At 53.7% G+C, this 16,329-nt stretch carries 12 protein-coding genes; all 12 read right to left on the bottom strand.

Annotated features, from left to right (window positions below; translation table 11 throughout):
• Positions 1–19 precede the first annotated feature (19 nt).
• On the bottom strand, positions 20–1,018 hold the full coding sequence (locus FMF02_RS05515; protein ID WP_141412430.1) for a hypothetical protein: 999 nt from the start codon (positions 1,016–1,018) through the stop codon (positions 20–22).
• A gap of 4 nt (positions 1,019–1,022) precedes the next feature.
• Positions 1,023–5,957 carry a DEAD/DEAH box helicase gene (locus FMF02_RS05510; RefSeq protein WP_141412429.1) on the bottom strand — a complete coding sequence of 1,645 codons (4,935 nt, stop codon included), beginning with the start codon at positions 5,955–5,957 and terminating at the stop codon, positions 1,023–1,025.
• Between the two features lie 116 nt (positions 5,958–6,073).
• Positions 6,074–7,498 (bottom strand): MobV family relaxase, encoded by a 1,425-nt coding sequence (gene mobV / locus FMF02_RS05505; RefSeq protein ID WP_141412428.1) that lies wholly within the window; start codon positions 7,496–7,498, stop codon positions 6,074–6,076.
• A gap of 245 nt (positions 7,499–7,743) precedes the next feature.
• Entirely contained in the window at positions 7,744–8,628 is an 885-nt protein-coding gene (locus tag FMF02_RS05500) for a DUF8464 domain-containing protein (RefSeq protein ID WP_179952786.1), read from the bottom strand.
• A 2-nt stretch (positions 8,629–8,630) separates the two neighbouring features.
• Positions 8,631–8,921 (bottom strand): helix-turn-helix domain-containing protein, encoded by a 291-nt coding sequence (locus FMF02_RS05495; RefSeq protein WP_010262055.1) that lies wholly within the window; start codon positions 8,919–8,921, stop codon positions 8,631–8,633.
• 205 nt (positions 8,922–9,126) lie between these two features.
• Entirely contained in the window at positions 9,127–10,230 is a 1,104-nt protein-coding gene (locus FMF02_RS05490; RefSeq protein WP_141412427.1) for a competence protein CoiA family protein, read from the bottom strand.
• A complete protein-coding gene (locus FMF02_RS05485; protein ID WP_141412426.1) occupies positions 10,223–10,633 on the bottom strand; it encodes a MerR family transcriptional regulator in 411 nt (136 codons plus the stop codon). Before FMF02_RS05485 ends, FMF02_RS05490 begins: the two co-directional genes overlap by 8 nt.
• A gap of 6 nt (positions 10,634–10,639) precedes the next feature.
• On the bottom strand, positions 10,640–12,481 hold the full coding sequence (locus FMF02_RS05480) for an RNA/DNA-binding domain-containing protein (protein ID WP_141412425.1): 1,842 nt from the start codon (positions 12,479–12,481) through the stop codon (positions 10,640–10,642).
• Positions 12,482–12,536: 55 nt separating this feature from the next.
• Positions 12,537–13,853, bottom strand: coding sequence for a site-specific integrase (locus FMF02_RS05475; RefSeq protein ID WP_141412424.1), 1,317 nt, complete (start codon positions 13,851–13,853; stop codon positions 12,537–12,539).
• A gap of 513 nt (positions 13,854–14,366) precedes the next feature.
• Positions 14,367–14,678, bottom strand: a complete 312-nt coding sequence (locus FMF02_RS05470) for a hypothetical protein (RefSeq protein WP_141412423.1) — start codon at positions 14,676–14,678, stop codon at positions 14,367–14,369.
• A gap of 85 nt (positions 14,679–14,763) precedes the next feature.
• Entirely contained in the window at positions 14,764–15,873 is a 1,110-nt protein-coding gene (locus FMF02_RS05465) for a toxin-antitoxin system YwqK family antitoxin (protein ID WP_141412422.1), read from the bottom strand.
• Positions 15,874–15,909: 36 nt separating this feature from the next.
• Positions 15,910–16,326 (bottom strand): toxin-antitoxin system YwqK family antitoxin, encoded by a 417-nt coding sequence (locus tag FMF02_RS05460; protein WP_141412421.1) that lies wholly within the window; start codon positions 16,324–16,326, stop codon positions 15,910–15,912.
• Positions 16,327–16,329 lie beyond the last annotated feature (3 nt).

The following is a 16,329-nucleotide window of genomic DNA, read 5'->3' as shown; positions in this document are numbered from 1 at the left end:
CTCCCGTTAACATGGTGTATTAATTTCCAGAGGTTGTTTGAGATTTCAAATGATCAAGAATATTATTTAATTCTTCTATCAGCCTTTTGAATTCACCTCGCTGATTATCAAATTCTTGTTCTTTCTTTCTCCGTAAATCTTCCATTTGGATCTCAAAATTCCGAAGAATTTCACCCCCTCTTTGATTAAACAGTTCTTGTGCTTGATTTAGATTTTGTATAGATTCATTATATCTCTGCTCTATATTTTCTTTTGTTCTTTCAAATTCAGCATTAGAGTTCATCATGCTTCGTTGTTGCTGGAATATGAATCTTCTAATTTTGATTTTGATATCCTCTAAAAGGTTATTTCCATTTGTGTTTAGATCTTCAATGGTTTTCTCCCCTTGTGTTTTTAATTGTCGTATTTCTTTTACGCCATCGTTGCCTTGTTGGATCAACTCATCCATTTTGAATATAGAATAGAAACTGAATACCAAAAATATAATTGTCAGAACCGCAGCCCACATCGTGATATTACTATATTCATGTTCTATCTTATTCAGGTGTAAATCTATCATTGTTTTGGTCTGACCATTGAGAAGTTCTCGCTCCGTATTCAATCGTAATGAATCTCTTAATAATCGTTCATCATATTTCTGATGTATTGACTCCACCTCGTCAAAATGGGTCTTAATAATCATACTGAGTTTATCCGACTGAGCTCTGGTTAAACTGCGAGTATTCGCCAAAGTAACTTTAATCATAGAGTCTGCCAAAGTTTTGGCAGTTGCATTTTGAATGCCGTCAACTATATTCCTATTATATGTGACCAGATTTAAATATAAGCTATCTGCCTTTTGAATATGTTCAACATAAAGCTCTTTTATTTGATTTTGTGATTGTTCGAATTTGTGTTGTGAACATATCAAAAAGCAAATAAATAAAACAATAAATATGAGTAAAACGACAAGAAATACTACACCATACTTAGTGTGCATGGCTTTGTAGTATATTTTCATATCTCTAAAGTGTGCCATAATTTTATTCTTCCAGTTTGAGTTTCGGGAGTGAGCGGACGATCTTCATCGTTTCGAGCGAGACGGTGATGATGCGCAGCAGCAGGTTGTAGATGTATTTCGGGTCGTCGTGCTCCCGGCACCAGTCGTTGGGGTCGTTGGTGATGAGACTCGCCGGGTCCTTCTTCACCGCATAGCGCTCCATCACCCACTCGATCGCCGACTTGCCGTTCACCACGTAGTCGTAGGCCTCCAGCGGAATGTTCTCAATCGTGATGCCCGCATTGTAATGGATTATGCGCTTGTCGGCCGTCTTGCTGTCCAACTTGCCGAAGCGCATCTTATCATCTATGAGGTAGCTGATCTCGTCGCCGCGGTTCGTCAGCGGCGAGTATATGGTGCGGCATCCGGCGTAGGGCTCCACACGCTCGTATCCGAGGTGGAGTTCGGCCAGGCTGCGGCCGGCACGGCTGAAGGCCCAGAAGTCGTCGGGCGACTCGACCAGCGGCAGTCGGGGCAGCGACTTCTTGAGGTCGGCGGCGAAGGTCGTGCGGTAGTCCGGGGCGTGGAGGATGCCGTAGACATAATAGAAGATGTCCTCCTTGGTTACGCGGCTACCGTACTGCTTGCGGGCCGTGGAGAGGATCCAGTCGGTCACGCCGTCGCGGCGGACGTAGCGGTCCATCTCGCTCTGCGGGGCCGAGAAGAGGTCGGCAATATCCGCCGTGCTGTCATCATACCAATAGAGCGGGAAACATTGCCCGTTGAATTGTAATTGGTAGTCAGGAATACAATCTGTTATAATAGAAGAAAAATCTTTATTAGAACCTATTCCAGAGACGCATATTACTATATTGTTATGATTTTTTGTTGGAAAAATTTTTGGTATTTGATATCTTTCTTGATTTAAATCATCATCAAAGTAATTGTTAGTTCGAGTAAATGGGCGATATGCTGATATTCGGTATTGTTGCGGATTCTCAACAATAACTTTATTCTTTTTAATTTGATTTAACCAGTCTCTGGACCAAGATCCTAACAAAGGGTTACGTTCGGGTTCTGATATTTTTTTGTTTAGTAATAAAATTCGCTGTTCCTCATAGTGAGAGATCGTTTTGCAAATATTTACTTTTAATTTTTCTAAAGAGAAATTATAAACCCAACTATCGCGAGCAGATACTGGTCCTAATGAATATCCTTCAAAGAAGGATTTATTCCCTTTCTTGAATTTCTTTTCGGGCTCCAGCGGGGTGTAGAGTTTGAACTGTTCGCTGCGCTTGTTGAGCCAGTCGCCATGTTCGTTGGGGGTAATGGTGACCCATTGCATCAGCGGGTTGCTGATATCGCCCATATTGCGGATGATACGCAGTTTTTCCTCGCGCGAGAGGTAGTCGCCGATGTCGTGGTAGTAGATGCAGGCCGCGTCGTCGGATGCCTTCGGTTTCTTTACCAGAATCGTAATGGCAATCGGGGTACGGGAGCCCGAACCGAAGATTTTGCCGCCCTCTTTGCGCGACAATTCTCCGCTGGTGCGCTGATTACCACGCAGATTGAAGACATAGATGGCCGAAAATTCGCGTTCGAGGCATTTGCGCATGCCGTCGAGCCCGTTGGCATCGAGCCATGCCCCGTTGGTGACAAAGCCGATGACACCGCCCTCCTTTTCGTTAAGTCGGTCCGAAGCCCAGCGGAAAGCCTTGATATAACTGTCGTAGGCCGATTTGTTGAGGGCGGCTTCCGATTGGGCGACATAGGTATGTTCAATTCGGCTTTCGAGCGTGGGATAAGATTCGTTCTGTGCATTGTCGTTGGCTGACTTTTGCCCGATGGAATAGGGCGGGTTGCCGACGATGACGGTGATGGGCTTTTTGCGCTGCTTTTTGACCCGCTGCGAGTTTTGCGGGAAGACTTCCTCCAATGCTGCGCGGCTCTCGTTGTCGTTTTCCAAGTCCTCGCCCAGCTGGAAGGTGTCGGTCAGGCAGATGCCTTCGAAGGGGTGATACTCCTTGTCGGGGCCCATCAGGTCGTGGAAGACATTTTCGATATTGACCGAGGCGATGTAGTAGGCCATCAGTACGATTTCGTTGGCATGGATTTCCCGGCCGTATTTGCGCTCCAACGCCTCGCGCGAGATGAGCCCGCTCTGGAGCAGGCGCGTGATGAAGGTGCCCGTTCCGGTGAAGGGGTCGAGGATGTGGACATTCTCGTCGGAGAGCGACCGTCCGAACTCCCGCTGGAGGATGTAACCCACCGAGCGGATGATGAAGTCGACCACCTCGACCGGTGTGTAGACGATGCCCAGTTTCTCGACCGTGCGGGGCGAGGCCACCTTGAAGAACTTGTCGTACAGCTCGACGATGATGCGTTGGCGGCCTTCAGCCTCGTGGATATTGCCGACCGTGTCGCGGACATAGTCGTAGAACTTCTGGAGTTTCTGGTGCTCCTCCTCGGTTTTGGTCTCGTCGTCGAGCAGGTCGAGCATCTTCTGCATCGAGCGCGAGATGGGGTTGCTGGCGGCAAACTGGTAGTTCTCGAAGAGGGCCTCGAACACCGGTCGCGAGATGATGTGCTGCGAGAGCATCTCGATGGCGTCCTGCTCGGAGAGCCCGGGGTTGATGTTGCGGCGCAGACCGCGCATGAGCTGGTCGAAGGCCCGGCGGTGCTTGCCGTTGTCGGCGATGAGGGCCTTGATGCGCTCGATGTGCTGTTCGGCAATCTGGGCGATGTCCCTGGCCCAGAGTTCCCAGTAGCGTTTGGTGCCGACCTTGGTCACCAGCTTGGCGTAGAAGACGTTCTGCAGGTCGTTGAAGCTCATCGAGAGCTGGGTGGCGAGCTGCTCGGCGGCACTCTCGGCGCGGGGCTTGCTGTCGCCGTCGCTGTGCTGGTCTTCGTCCTTGCGCGAGGCCCCGACTCCGCCGAAGAGGATGTTTTTGGGCTTCTTTTTCGACAGCTCGATCTTGTTGACCTCGGCATTAAAGCGGTCGTCGTGGGCCCGCAAGGCGTTCAGCACGGTCCAGACCACCTTGAAGTTGGGGTGGTTTTCGAGCACCTTGTCGCCCTCGGCATCGGCCGGAACCACGACCGGAATGATGATATATCCGTATTTCTTGCCCTCGCTGCGGCGCATGACGCGACCGACCGACTGCACGACATCGACCTGCGAGTTCTTCGGCGAAATGAAGACCACGGCGTCGAGCGACGGGACATCGACACCCTCCGAAAGGCAGCGGGCGTTGGTCAGCATACGGCATTCGCGTTCGTTTTCGGGTTGCTCCTTGAGCCACATCAGCTCCTCGTCGCGTTTGGTAGCCGACATCGAGCCGTCGACGTGGTGGGCAACGACATCGACCATCGTGGCGCGGTCCTCCTCGCGGATATCCTCCATGTAGAGGTCCTTGTAGTCGGTGAAGGCATTGGCGATTGCCTTGGATGCCTTGATGCTCGAACAGAAGGCCACGGCGCGGCGCATCGGCAGCGGGTCGGAGCCCTTGACGAACTCCTCGTCGGCACCGAGCACCTTTTTCGAGAGGGCGTTGATGCAGCCGATGAGTTTCGAGGGGTCATCCGCGTCGATGGTTCCGTCCTCGCGGGTCAGGGCCTTTTGCAGCGTGGGGGTAATGTCCTTTTCGCCCACGGCGAGGATGAGGACCTTGTAGTCGGAGAGCAGCTCCTGTTTGACGGCCTCGCCGAAGCCTATGCGGTAGATTTCGTCGCCGTACATCGAGCGGTCGTCCATCGAGCAGAGGACGGCGGAGTTCTCCTCGGCGCGTTTCTTCGTCTCGTCGGTATAGAGGCGTGGCGTGGCGGTCATGTAGATACGGCGCACGGCGCGCAGGAAGTCGTTGTTGTGGACCCGGACAAAGGCGCTCTCGGTCTCGTCCTTGAGCGTAACGCCCGTGGTGCGGTGCGCCTCGTCGCAGATGATGAGGTCGAACGTGCCGAAGGCGTCGTCGGTCTCCTTGAGCAGCTGCTGCTGGGCCCGCGAAATGACGTCGATGGACTGGTAGGTCGAGAAGACGACGGTCAGTCCCTCGGCATTGTGTCGGCGGGCGTGTTGCAGTTGCTTGACGATGGAGGGGACGTCGGTCGAGGCCGGAAGTGCCAGGTCGACGACACTTGTCGTGTCGTTGTCGTTCTTTTCGGTCTGTTTCGAGACCTGCGGGTCGGAGCAGATGCAGACGGCCATCATCGGCTCCAGAGCCTGTTGCAGCCACGACCGCAGGGTTTGTCCCAACAGGGCAATCGAGGGTACGAGGAACAGCACCAGACCGCGGCCTCCGGTTTCGTTCTCGGCGATTCGCAGCGAGGTGAAGGTTTTGCCCGTGCCGCAGGCCATGATGAGCTTGCCGCGCGTATGGGCGGGTTGGCCGGTGGCTTCGTCAATCTTGAAATAGGCGTGGGTCTGGTCGATGGCCTGCTGCTGGTGCTCCCGTATGGCAAAGGGTTTGGACCGGGAGGCCATGCCGAAGATGCCCTGTTCGAGGCTGTTCCAGTCGACATCGTCGTTTTCGAGGTCGATAAGGTTCAGACGGGTTACCGGCGGATTCTGATTGCGGATGGTCTGCTCGGCCGTGGAGTTCCATTTGTTCGTCGTCGAGATCCACAGCCGCTGCACGAATCCCGTCATGCCGGATTCGGTCTCGAAGCGTTTGCCCGAGGTTGAGAGGAACGTATCCACGTCGGGCTTGTTGATGAAGGCATTCGCCGCATAGCATTTGCACTGGATGGCCCAATACTCGCCCTCGACGGTACGGGCCACAAGGTCGATGCCGGTGTCCTTGCCGCCGAACTGGTCGTGGAAGGGAAACTCCGTCCAGAGCCACACCTCCTCGAAGAGGTTGGCATACAAGGTCGTGGTTTTCAGATAGGCCTGCATGAGGCGTTCGAAACGGTATCCTTTGTCGCGCTCGGAAAAGGCGTCCTGGCGGAATTTATTCAGAAGTTGGGCGAATGTGCTCATCGTGCAAGATTATATATACTCTAACAAAAGTAATCATTTCACCTCAATAAAAACAGAATCGAGGGGATTTATTCGTCCCTCGATTCTGTGAATCGGATGGTTTGATGGCTGTGAAGTTACCGCTTGATGGTATGTCGTCGGATGACGGGGCGTTCGGGGCGGACGGGGTAGCCCAGGCGGGTCATGAGCTCCACATACCGTTGGCGGAACCAGGCGTGTGCGGGCTGGCGGTCGATGAGCAGCTGGAAGCCTCCGGGACCGTTTGGGTCGCGTTGCAGGCGGATCTCGGTATTCGAGACGTCGAAGCGGCGCGAATACTCTCGGGTATAGAGTTCGCCCGAGACGTAGAGAGGTTTCATGGCGATAATCTCGCGGGCGCCCGACTCCGAGAGACCCATGTCGCGGCAGTATTCGCCCCAGCTGATGAGCGTCTGCGTGTCGGGCAGCCAGTGTTCGATGCGGTCGAGCTTCGCCTGCAGCTGCTGTTCGGCCTGCTCATGCCGGGCCTTCTCCTCGCGGTTGGCGCGGTTCAGCGTCCCGATCTGTTCGTGCAGGGCGGCGTTCTCCGCGTTGAGGCGGTCGATCTCCTGCTGCTGCCGCTTGACACGCGAGGTGCCGATCATCGCCCCGATCCCCTCGACGATGTTCGATCCGACCTCCGCCGCGGCGTTTTTCAACCTGGCACCCTTCAGCTCGCCCTTCACACTCTTCAGCTCGGCCTCGGTGCGGTTCAGTTCGGCGCTCTTCTGCGCCTGGAGCGTGGCGGTCTGTTCATACTCGGTGCGCACCTGCCGCTCCTGTTGTTTGAGCTGCTCGACGGCCTTCCGCTTCTGCTCTTCGAGACGGAGCAGCGCGTCGATGTTCTCCTGCAGATCCTGCTGCTGGGCGATGGCCTGGCGGTAGAACTCCTGCGTGGTGACGTGACGCGCCTCCGAACCGTCGATGCCGCGCTCCAGCCCGTATTTGGACATCGCCGCGGCATAGCTGTCCTGATACTGCTTGAGCCGGACGCGCGACATGACATCATCGGCGCAGAGACGCGGTCGGGCGGCGGATTTCGGGCGGTAGTGCCGTTTGCCGGGTGTTTTGGATGCGGCGGTGCGGGCCTTGCGGCGTTCGCCCTTGACGATGGGCACCACGGCGGCGTGGATATGCGGGGTCGATTCGTCGCGGTGTACGACGGCCGAGACGACATTCTCCGCTCCGAAGGTCTCGCGCAGCCAGGCGAGGTTGTCGGCGCACCACTCCGGAAGCCGCCCCTCCTCCTCGATGCGCTTCATCGCGTCGTGCGAACCGGTCAGCATGACGCGGATCACGCGCACCTGGTTCGTGCCGATCTTGCGCGTAAGGCCGGCGTGTTCGAGGCGGTAGTTGATTGCCGCCGTGCGGTCGGCCACCTCCTCGGGAAACTCGATGAGCTCCTCGTTGAGGCAGGTGCGTTCGGGCGAGGCGTTGGTGGGTATCTTCGTGCGGGCGATGTGGGCGGTCATGGCCGCCTCGTTGCCCGGGGCTTTGTCAAGATGCAGGACGGCATATCCCATGGTACGGTCGTTTTTCGGAGGGTTGTGTGGTTGAAGAGGAGACCGCCTCGGCGGTCGGCGTGCGCAGCACGACAGGGGGTGTCCAGAGGGGCTTGACCCTTTGGCCTATTGGGGCTTTTTCAGCGTCGGCGGGCCGATGCGTCGGAAAAAGCCCTAATAGGCTATGGCTTTTTCCTCGGGGGAAAAGCCGCGGTCGCGAAGCGGCCGATGGGTGGGCGACGGTTCCGGCGTCATTCCGGGCGACGTTACAACTTGCGGCCGCGACGACGCGGCGTGCGGGAAACCTTTGCAGAGGGTCGGAGTGATTCATTCAGATCCTTGTGGGTGCGGTAGCTCTCCGCACGGTCGATGACGGTCGCACCGGGCAGGGCGTTGCGCAGTCGTTCGAGGGTGAGGTGTCCCGCCTCGTCGTTATCGAGGAAGGCGTGGATTGTCGCGTGGCGTGCGAGAAACGGAAGGGCGCGGGGTAGGTTCACCACGGAGTTGAGCACGGCGGTGTCGACGGCCGGCTCCGGCTCATGTTGCAGTGTCAGGTAGGAGAGCAGGTCGAAGAAACCCTCGAAGAGCAGCGCCGTGTCGCCGTGCCGGTCGAAGGTCGTGATGTTTTTCGGGGCGCTGCTCCCCTTGAACTGCGGGCTGCGCAGCTCCCAGCCTCCGGCATCGTTGCGGAAGCCGATGGCGAAGAAGCTCCGCTCGCCGACGGCGTAGTGTATCTCGCGGCACAGCGCTCCGGCCACGGTGGGGTCGATGCCGCGTTCGCGCAGATAGCCGATCAATGCCGGGTGGCGAATTTCCCCGACGCCGAGAATCTGCATTGGGGAGTCTTTGCGCGGCGAGGCGGTCGGCAAGGGCTGGTAGGAGGCTTCGTTCGCGGCCCCTTTGCGCAGGCGCCGGATGGCTTCTGCCATGCCGCACCCTTCGAGGCGCATGACCAGCTGGAGGAGCGTGCCCCCTTCACCCAGCCCGAAGTCGTACCAGAGCCCCTTGTCGTAGCGGACGCTGAAACTGGGGGTGCGCTCCTTGCGCAGCGGCGAGAGAAACATGCCGTGGGTGGCGGTTTCGCGGTGGGGCTGCAGTCCCCGGCGGAGGAGATACTCCCGGATGCCGATGCAATCTGAGGGCGTCTTCATGGCTATCGGCTTTTGATGGGGACAATCCGGTGCAGTGCCGCTTCGACATCGCTGTCGCGGAAGAGCACGCGCCCGCCGATCTTGTGGGCGCGGATCCGGCCGCGGTTCACCCAGTCGTTGAGCGTCACGAGCGAGATGCGCAGGCGGCGGGCCGTCTCGCGGCGGGTCAGATAGTTCGGCGTCTCGGCGGAGGGTTCGGGATGGAGCTGCCGCAACTCGTCGCGCAGCGATTCGCGAATCATCTCCGAGAGTTGGTCGGCGGTCATGCCGCTCAGAAAGATTTCTTTGGTCATAACGATTCGAATTTGGTTGATGACGCAAAGAAAGGCTTTCCGAGCCCCTTCCAAAAACGGCGAATGGCGTTACAAATCAGCGCCAACCGATGCCAACCGGTGCCACACCGAGGACATGCCACCGCCCGTTTCCGGGCTTTGGCATTCGTTTGCTTCGGTTGGCACTGCCGTGTAATCGGATTCCACCCGATGCAAAATAGGCCTTCTAATCATTTGGTTTCTTCCAAATAATTGTTTTTACCATTTTATATTCTTGTCTAATCTCTGCCATTGTTTTTCCATCTATTTTCCGGAATGCAGTGCAAGTGCGTGCATCTGATGGGTCTCGATATTTATCAGTCCCGAGTTTTTTGTATAAGCAGCAAAAAATTGGACGTTTATCGATTCTTATGTCGAACAGATCGTCGAATAATATGTCTCGGGGTCTATAATAGCGGCAGAGGTTGCATACTTTGAGGTTAGGATCCAAATCGTATAGTTCTACGATTCCATAATCATATAGAGAATATTCTGGGAGAAAGTCGGGATGAAAGTCGGAGGTTAACTCGAAGATAGCTTTGTTTCTGTGACATGAGAATGTCTGACAGTCCGTATTCCCACAATACATTTTATAGCTTTCAAAAACTGAAAACTTCACCAATTGCTTGGGATGTTGAGGTGGACCGGTAAAGTCTCCTTTCGGTTTGAAATTATATAATCTGATAAGATCTCCGTCTTCTGTGATGATGGGGCTATTGATGATTGATTTTATATCATCTTCCGAGTTGATCTTTAGTTCTATGATTTTATTTCCTGAGTCAATCTTTTGATGTTCGCAAGGATGTGAAACATATATTTCGATAAAGACCGGTGTATACTTTTTAATGGAATTTGAAAGGAGAATGTCTGCACGAAAGTTATCGTAGAAGGCTTCAACTTCAAATGTGTTATAGAATTTTTTTAAATCATAATTTTTGTATCCAGTCCAGTTGCAAGATTCATCAAATGAATCTTCGTACCATATGCAGGTCTCTTTATTTCTACAAGTGAAAGGAACTTTAATTTCGACTCCGAAAGGTTGTTCACTTCTGAGTTTTTGTAGGATTAAAAGTTTTGCCAATGAATGTAAGTAACTTTCATAGCTGCAGTTAGGAGAAAGAGCCTTGTGCGCAAAGTGCCATTGCCGTATTTTCCCCTGCTTTGCAATCATTTGACGATGGCAAAAAAGACAAAAAAATTCGTCATTGCTTGGATTAGCATCTTTTATGTGTCTAATGTTTCCGGAAGAATCCAATGCATAGTGTTGATCTTTGTTTGACGAATTATTCATCGGAAAACGTTATTAGTACCTCCCGAACGGCGTTGGCTGCAAAGAGGGTGTCACCGCTGCTTGAGATCTGAACGCGGCACGGCTCCAGCCATCCGTTCGTAATCCACCGGTCGAGTGTCGGACGTGCGACGCCCAGCGCCTCGGCAAGCTCCTTTTTGTTGAAGAGCCGGCTGCCGTTTGCCATCAGATAGCGCTCGCCCTTGTGCACGCCCAGCCAATAGTCGAAGCGGCGCAGGATTGCGTCGGCATCCTTCAGCTTCGGCTCATACCGTTCGTAAGCCCAGACGTGCAGGCTCGACGGATCGAATCCGGCAAACTCCGGCCGCTGGTGCAGCTCCCGGACGAGCGTCTCGAAGCTCTCCAGTTCGGAGGCCTGGATCGTTATTTTTCGACGGCGCGGCATGGCTGGTTATCTCTTTTTTGCACGGTATCGCTGATGGGGATGTTTCGGCATATTGGGATATTCACGTTCCAACAACCCTTCGGCAACCATGATGGGTATGGCTCTGTTTTTCAGGTATCGTAGACTCTTCCCTATTTTGTTTGCAATGGTTTCCAGCGATTCAAAATCAACACATGCCTGCAGGATGGCTGTGTGTAATTCGCTGGATGATAATCTTCTGCGCCTTTCCTTATCTGGAGAGCTAGCAACATTACTAGCAACATTACTAGCAACATTACTAGCAACATTCCCGGGGAGTCCCCCCTCCCGGAATTTTTTATTGATTCTGTAGTGCGTGCCGCGGCCGATTCCCTCGGGAATAAGGTATCGGTCGTTGCATAACTCTTTGAGCAACTTTGTGATATCGGCACTGTGCTTGTCCAATACCAATTGCATCCGGTAGTTGGTGATCTCGCCCTCGCTGCAACAGGTCGCCAGGGTCATCAACTTGTTGTGTTCTATGGACGTTATCTCCTCACCGAACAGGGATTTCAGATAGGAGATGACCTCATCGGACAACAAACTGACAAGGGGCAATGTCAATACGACTTTGTCGGGGTGAGTGATCTCCTCGATTCGCGGGTTGCGGTAATTTGCCTTTTTCCAACCTTGCATGATCTTGTCGGCACCGCTTCCGGCCTTTTCCGCTGAACCGATCAGCATGAACATCGTTTGCAGGGCCTTGTTGCGGCATACGCTGTTGCCTCCCTGATAATATTGGGCAATGGAGAGCAGCAGGGAACCTGGATTGGAGAATATGTAACAATCCTTGTGTAGCTCGATCGTAATGTTTGAGTCAACCGAATAGTCGCAATGGACCAATGCATTGATAAACGCTTCGCGTAGAGCCGTATGTGTCGGTGTTTCGTCCTCTCTGATACCGTCCTTCAGGGCGAAAGGCTTGGGCAGGGATGCGGCCAGCTTGGGATAGACCCGGTAGTAGAATTGGAACAGATTCGCCTCCCAGGTGCCGTCCGGGCAGATGCGGTCTGTCCAGCGGTCGTCGGGATTGGAACTGAAATATTCGCGGTAATCGGGAAAGTATTGCGGACATCCGTAGGCGTCGGTGATGCTGTCTGTTTTTCCGAACATCAGCAGACCGGCAAGTGTCAGTCCCTCGATCTTTTCTCGCCGATCGATCCGGTAACCTTTCAATTTCATCAGGAAATGTTTGTCGTCCAGCAGCAGCCACGGATGATCGGGGCTTTTGGTTGCGACCAGCCGGCGGTATTGCTCAAGAGTTGCCTTGTCAATATCCTGCTCGATGGTAAATTCGGGCAGAATTTTGTAATCACGGGGATGTTCCGTGATATCGGCGTCGGCGAACATGCGTTGTATTTCGCTTGCATCGCACCGATAGTCTCCTTCGTAATTCCGCTTGAATGTATTCTCGGGGTTGTTATGCAGATATACGGGAATCTTGTTGCGGGGAGCTCGTGGCACATTGAATACCAGGACATAGCTCCCGTTGTATTCGCCATCCTGCACGTCTTTCTCCTGCAGGACGTTTGCGCTGCAATGAGCCTTGTTGTTTACGTTGTCCCAAAACTCCTTTTTGTATTTGCGCGCCTGCTCCAGTGTGATGCCGTCAAGTGTGAATTTCCCGTCCTTCTCCTTGACGCCCAATACGATGACTCCACCTTGCGTATTGGCGAAAGCGGAGTAGGTCTCCCACAAGCTGCCCGGAAACCCTCCCCTGGCGGATTTGAACTCCACCTCGGCCGATTCACAGTCGGCCATCAGAGATTCGATTTTTTCTATAAAATCGTAGTTGTCGAACAGCGTTAATTCCTGCGTATCGTCTTTCATTGCATCAGTCTGTTTGAACAAAGTTAAAAAAATTCCCGGACAACACTCTTTCAGATTATCGTGTTGTGTTGCTTGCCCCCGAAAAATAGGGGTGGCTCATCAGCTCCAGGGCGGTCTGCTCCTCGGTGATCTTGATGTACTTCATAAACTCCCGTTCGGTCTTGTGGCCCGTAACCTTCATGATGGCGATGGTCGGGATTCCCGCCAGATACATGTTCGTCGCGCCGCTGCGCCGTGCCGTGTGGGTCTTCACCAGGTCGCACTTCTCGACCAGCCGGCTCTTCTTTTCGCCATTCTCGATGTAGGAGACCTCGACTTTCTCCGTGATGCCTGCCTCGCGCGCAATCTCCTTGATGAGGTAGTTCACCTTCTGCTCGTAGGTTCTCGGCAGCCGGTTGTCGTACTTCTCCAGGATGGCCTGCAGCTCGGGGCGGACCGGAATGACGACGTGGTTGCCGGTCTTCTGCTGCTTGAGGTCGATGACCTGCTGTCCGTTCTCCAGTGTGCGGATGTTGCCTTCGTTGATGGTCGAGTAGTCGCTGAAGCGCTGTGCCGTGTAGCACCCCACCAGAAAGATGTCGCGGGCAACATCCTTGTGCCGATTTTTCGAGAGGTCGAGCGCGGCGATGGCCCGGATCTCCGACTCCGTCAGGTAGATGTTCTCCACGTCGGCCGTCAGCACGCGGAACTTGCGGCTCTCGATCGCCCCGTTGTCGTGCAGGCCCTCCTCGCGGGCCGCGCGCATGATGATCTTCAGCTCCTTGACGTGGCGGCCGATCGTATTGACGGAGTAGTTCTTGGCGGTGAACCAGGCGACGAAGTCATCGTAGAACTTCAGGTCAATGTCGGCAAAGTCGAACTGCTTGCGTTTGGCTTTGCAGTACTCGTCGAACTGCACGACGAATCCCTTGTAGTTCTTGATGGTCGAGGGGCCGTATCGGAGTTTGTGGATGTTCAGCCGGGTGCCCTCCTCCATCTCGCGCGTGAAGCGGGCGATGTAGTCACCGAGCGATTCGCGGGTGCGGACGCGACGCCCGGTGGTGAGGCTGCGCGGGTGGTGGAAGCTGTAGATGATCTTCTCCAGCCGCGTCTTCGTCATTGCGTGCTCGGGATCCTTGGCAATCTCTCCGAGGATGTGGCTGCGCAGTTCGGAGAGATTCTTGGTCAGCTCGCGCCCCTGCTGCTCGGTGAAGTCGTCGGTAAAGGTAAAGCGGCTCTTGACCGTCTGCTTTTTATCGTCCCAGGCGTCGGAGAGCACCAGATACTGGGTATCGGCATAGAACGAGGTGTGCCGATCGACGTTGAATCGGATGAGTACCTTGGTCAGAATTCCCTTGCGGGTTGTGCGGATACGGTAGGAGAAAGTAGCCATACGGTTGGGTTTTATCTTCGGGACAAAGATAGGAAATTTGTACGGCATTTGTACGGCACCGGCCGAATTTTCGAAAACTTCCAGACCTCGCAGTTGATGAAAAACAGCTGTAAAATATTGAAATACAGATAAAATAAAATTAAAATCGGTAAAATTCGATTCAAATTTATGGCGTCCGCTTCAGACCTCAACTGAGGCAGCGGATGCTGCCGGAAAGTCGCCGGACAGCGTGCGCTGAAATGGCGCGTGAGCAATGCCGGACGGCAATTTTCCACCAAGAAAGTCCTTAGAAGCTAATAACTTCTGAGGACTTTTTCTTTGTCAGGGCCCGAAGTCGGGCCCGCTTCGGGGCTACGATATACCACTTTGTCGCATGCAGAATAGGTTGGTTTTATGTGAGTTATTGTCACAAGATGTCGTCTTCGCAATAGTCTGTTCGATTCCGTAATAATCTGGCTTTCCGGTTGTGGATCGTGGTCCCGATGCGGGCCCTTATCAGCCTCGGCTATTTCGTTATTGCTTGTAATTCAGCAATAACAAGGCGTCGGCCTGCTCGTCGGCATCTTCGACAATGTCCCATACCAACCCATCTCCGAACAGGATTTGTATGGCACCGCAAATGCGGTAAATCGTTCCGAAATCCAACGGGTGGTTCTCTTTTGCAATGAATAGCAGACGGTTATTCCGGTAGAGTGAAATATCTCTGTTCCCTATCGCATTGTGCAGCGCTTCGGCATAGGGTTGCAGTCCGTCCAGTTCGACGAGGTTATCGAATTTGTCGTTATCCGTGATATGGATGGTTAGTCGATGCATTGTTCGTTCCATAGATTAGTTCATTATTCGGGTGTAAAATCAAAAAACCGCCGCAGTCCGAAGATTGCGACGGTATTGACCGAAAGAGGTCTTTCAGTCAGCGTTTAGCATCGACCAACTCATGCAAATAACTTTCGTGGCTCGTTTTCTCCTCTTTGGTAGGCTTGCGGACAACGCCGTTTTCCTCGACGGATAGGCGGCCGGTCTCGGAATAGAGATACCATTTTCCGATGCGGTTACCCGCTGCATCTTCCTCTCCTTTGGCTTTCACGGACGAATTGGGATAACGGTAGACACAGTTGTACCCCTCCTTCGACCGGCAGCCGATCCACCGTTCCTGTTCGTCGTACATGACGATATAGGATCTGTCTGCCGATGCATAGGCCTTGCGGTTGCCGTTGGGATATATCCAATATTCATTTCCGTTATCCGCCCGTTCGTAGACGGATCTGCCGTTTTCGTACTTCGTTACGGTAAGTTTATTGTCATCGCTGTCCATTTTCCCCTTTTCGATTACGTTTCCCTCGCGGTCATAACATTCGTAGGGATAGTGTCCTTTGTAGTCGGCGGGTTTTATCCGTTGCGAGACGATCTCCGTGCCGGGGAATACGTAAACCAGCGTGCCGTCATAGTCGTACAGCGATTCCAGCTCTCCTTTTTCGTTATAGGTGCAGGCGCGGTATTTCTTCGATCCGTTACGCGTCCATGACTTGTGCAGCGTGCCGTCGGCGCGGTATATTTTCACTTCCGTACCTTCGTCGGAATAGGAGGAGGCTTCGTGCCAGTTCTGTATCAGTTCCGCCGTTTTCGAGGCCGTGATGCTGTCGTAGCGGATGGTCAGGAATTCGTTGTCTCCCGTGCGGGTGGTCTCCGAGCGCTTGTTGCCGTTGGCAAAATAAAGTACGCAGGTTGCGACCTCTCCCGGTATCTCGAACGTGTATTTTTCGGCCAGCCTGCCGTCGGGGTGATAGCCGACCATTTCGCCTGTGAGTTTTCTATCTGTGAAGTGCTGTATGGTGCGGAGTTGCCCGTTTTCATAGTATTTTTCCAGCTTGCCGTTCAACTCGCCGTTTTTGTAATAGCTTATCTCCGCAATACTCCCGTCGGGGTGATACTCGACGAATTTGCCGTTAGGCAATCCCTTTACGACCTGACATTCGCGATATGGCTTGCCATTCTCGTACCACGAACGATTGACGCCGTTCATGCAACTGTACTCTTCCTTTGCACCGGTCGATTCGTGTCAAGTCGTCTCCTCGATGATGATGCCCTTGTCGTACGTCCGCTCGATGCGGGGCTTGCGCTGGCCATTGAGGATCATGTACTCCATATAGTATCCGTGCAACTTGTCGTTGAGGTAGTTGGCCTCGATGCGGGGCTTGCTTTGGTCGGCGGCCGAGCCGTCGGCAAAACCGTATTGGCGGTAGAGGCCGTTGAGGGCTCCGTTCGCATAGGTCATGGTGATACCCAGTGTGCCGTCCTCCATGTAGAGGTTGTAGGTGCCGTGCTTCTGCCCGGTTCGGGCGTTTACGGTGTAGACCTCGTAAGGTCTGGTGCTGAACAGGTCGTAATACGTGCGCACGGTCTTGAGCGCCTGCGCATAGCCCTGCGACAGTCCCAGCGAAAAGAGAGCTGTCAGTAATAATGAAATTTTCTTCATGAT

The organism is Alistipes communis (assembly GCF_006542665.1).
Lineage (GTDB): Bacteria > Bacteroidota > Bacteroidia > Bacteroidales > Rikenellaceae > Alistipes > Alistipes communis.
The sequence above is the reverse complement of the archived record's forward strand: the minus strand, read 5'-3'. Positions and strand labels throughout refer to the sequence as shown.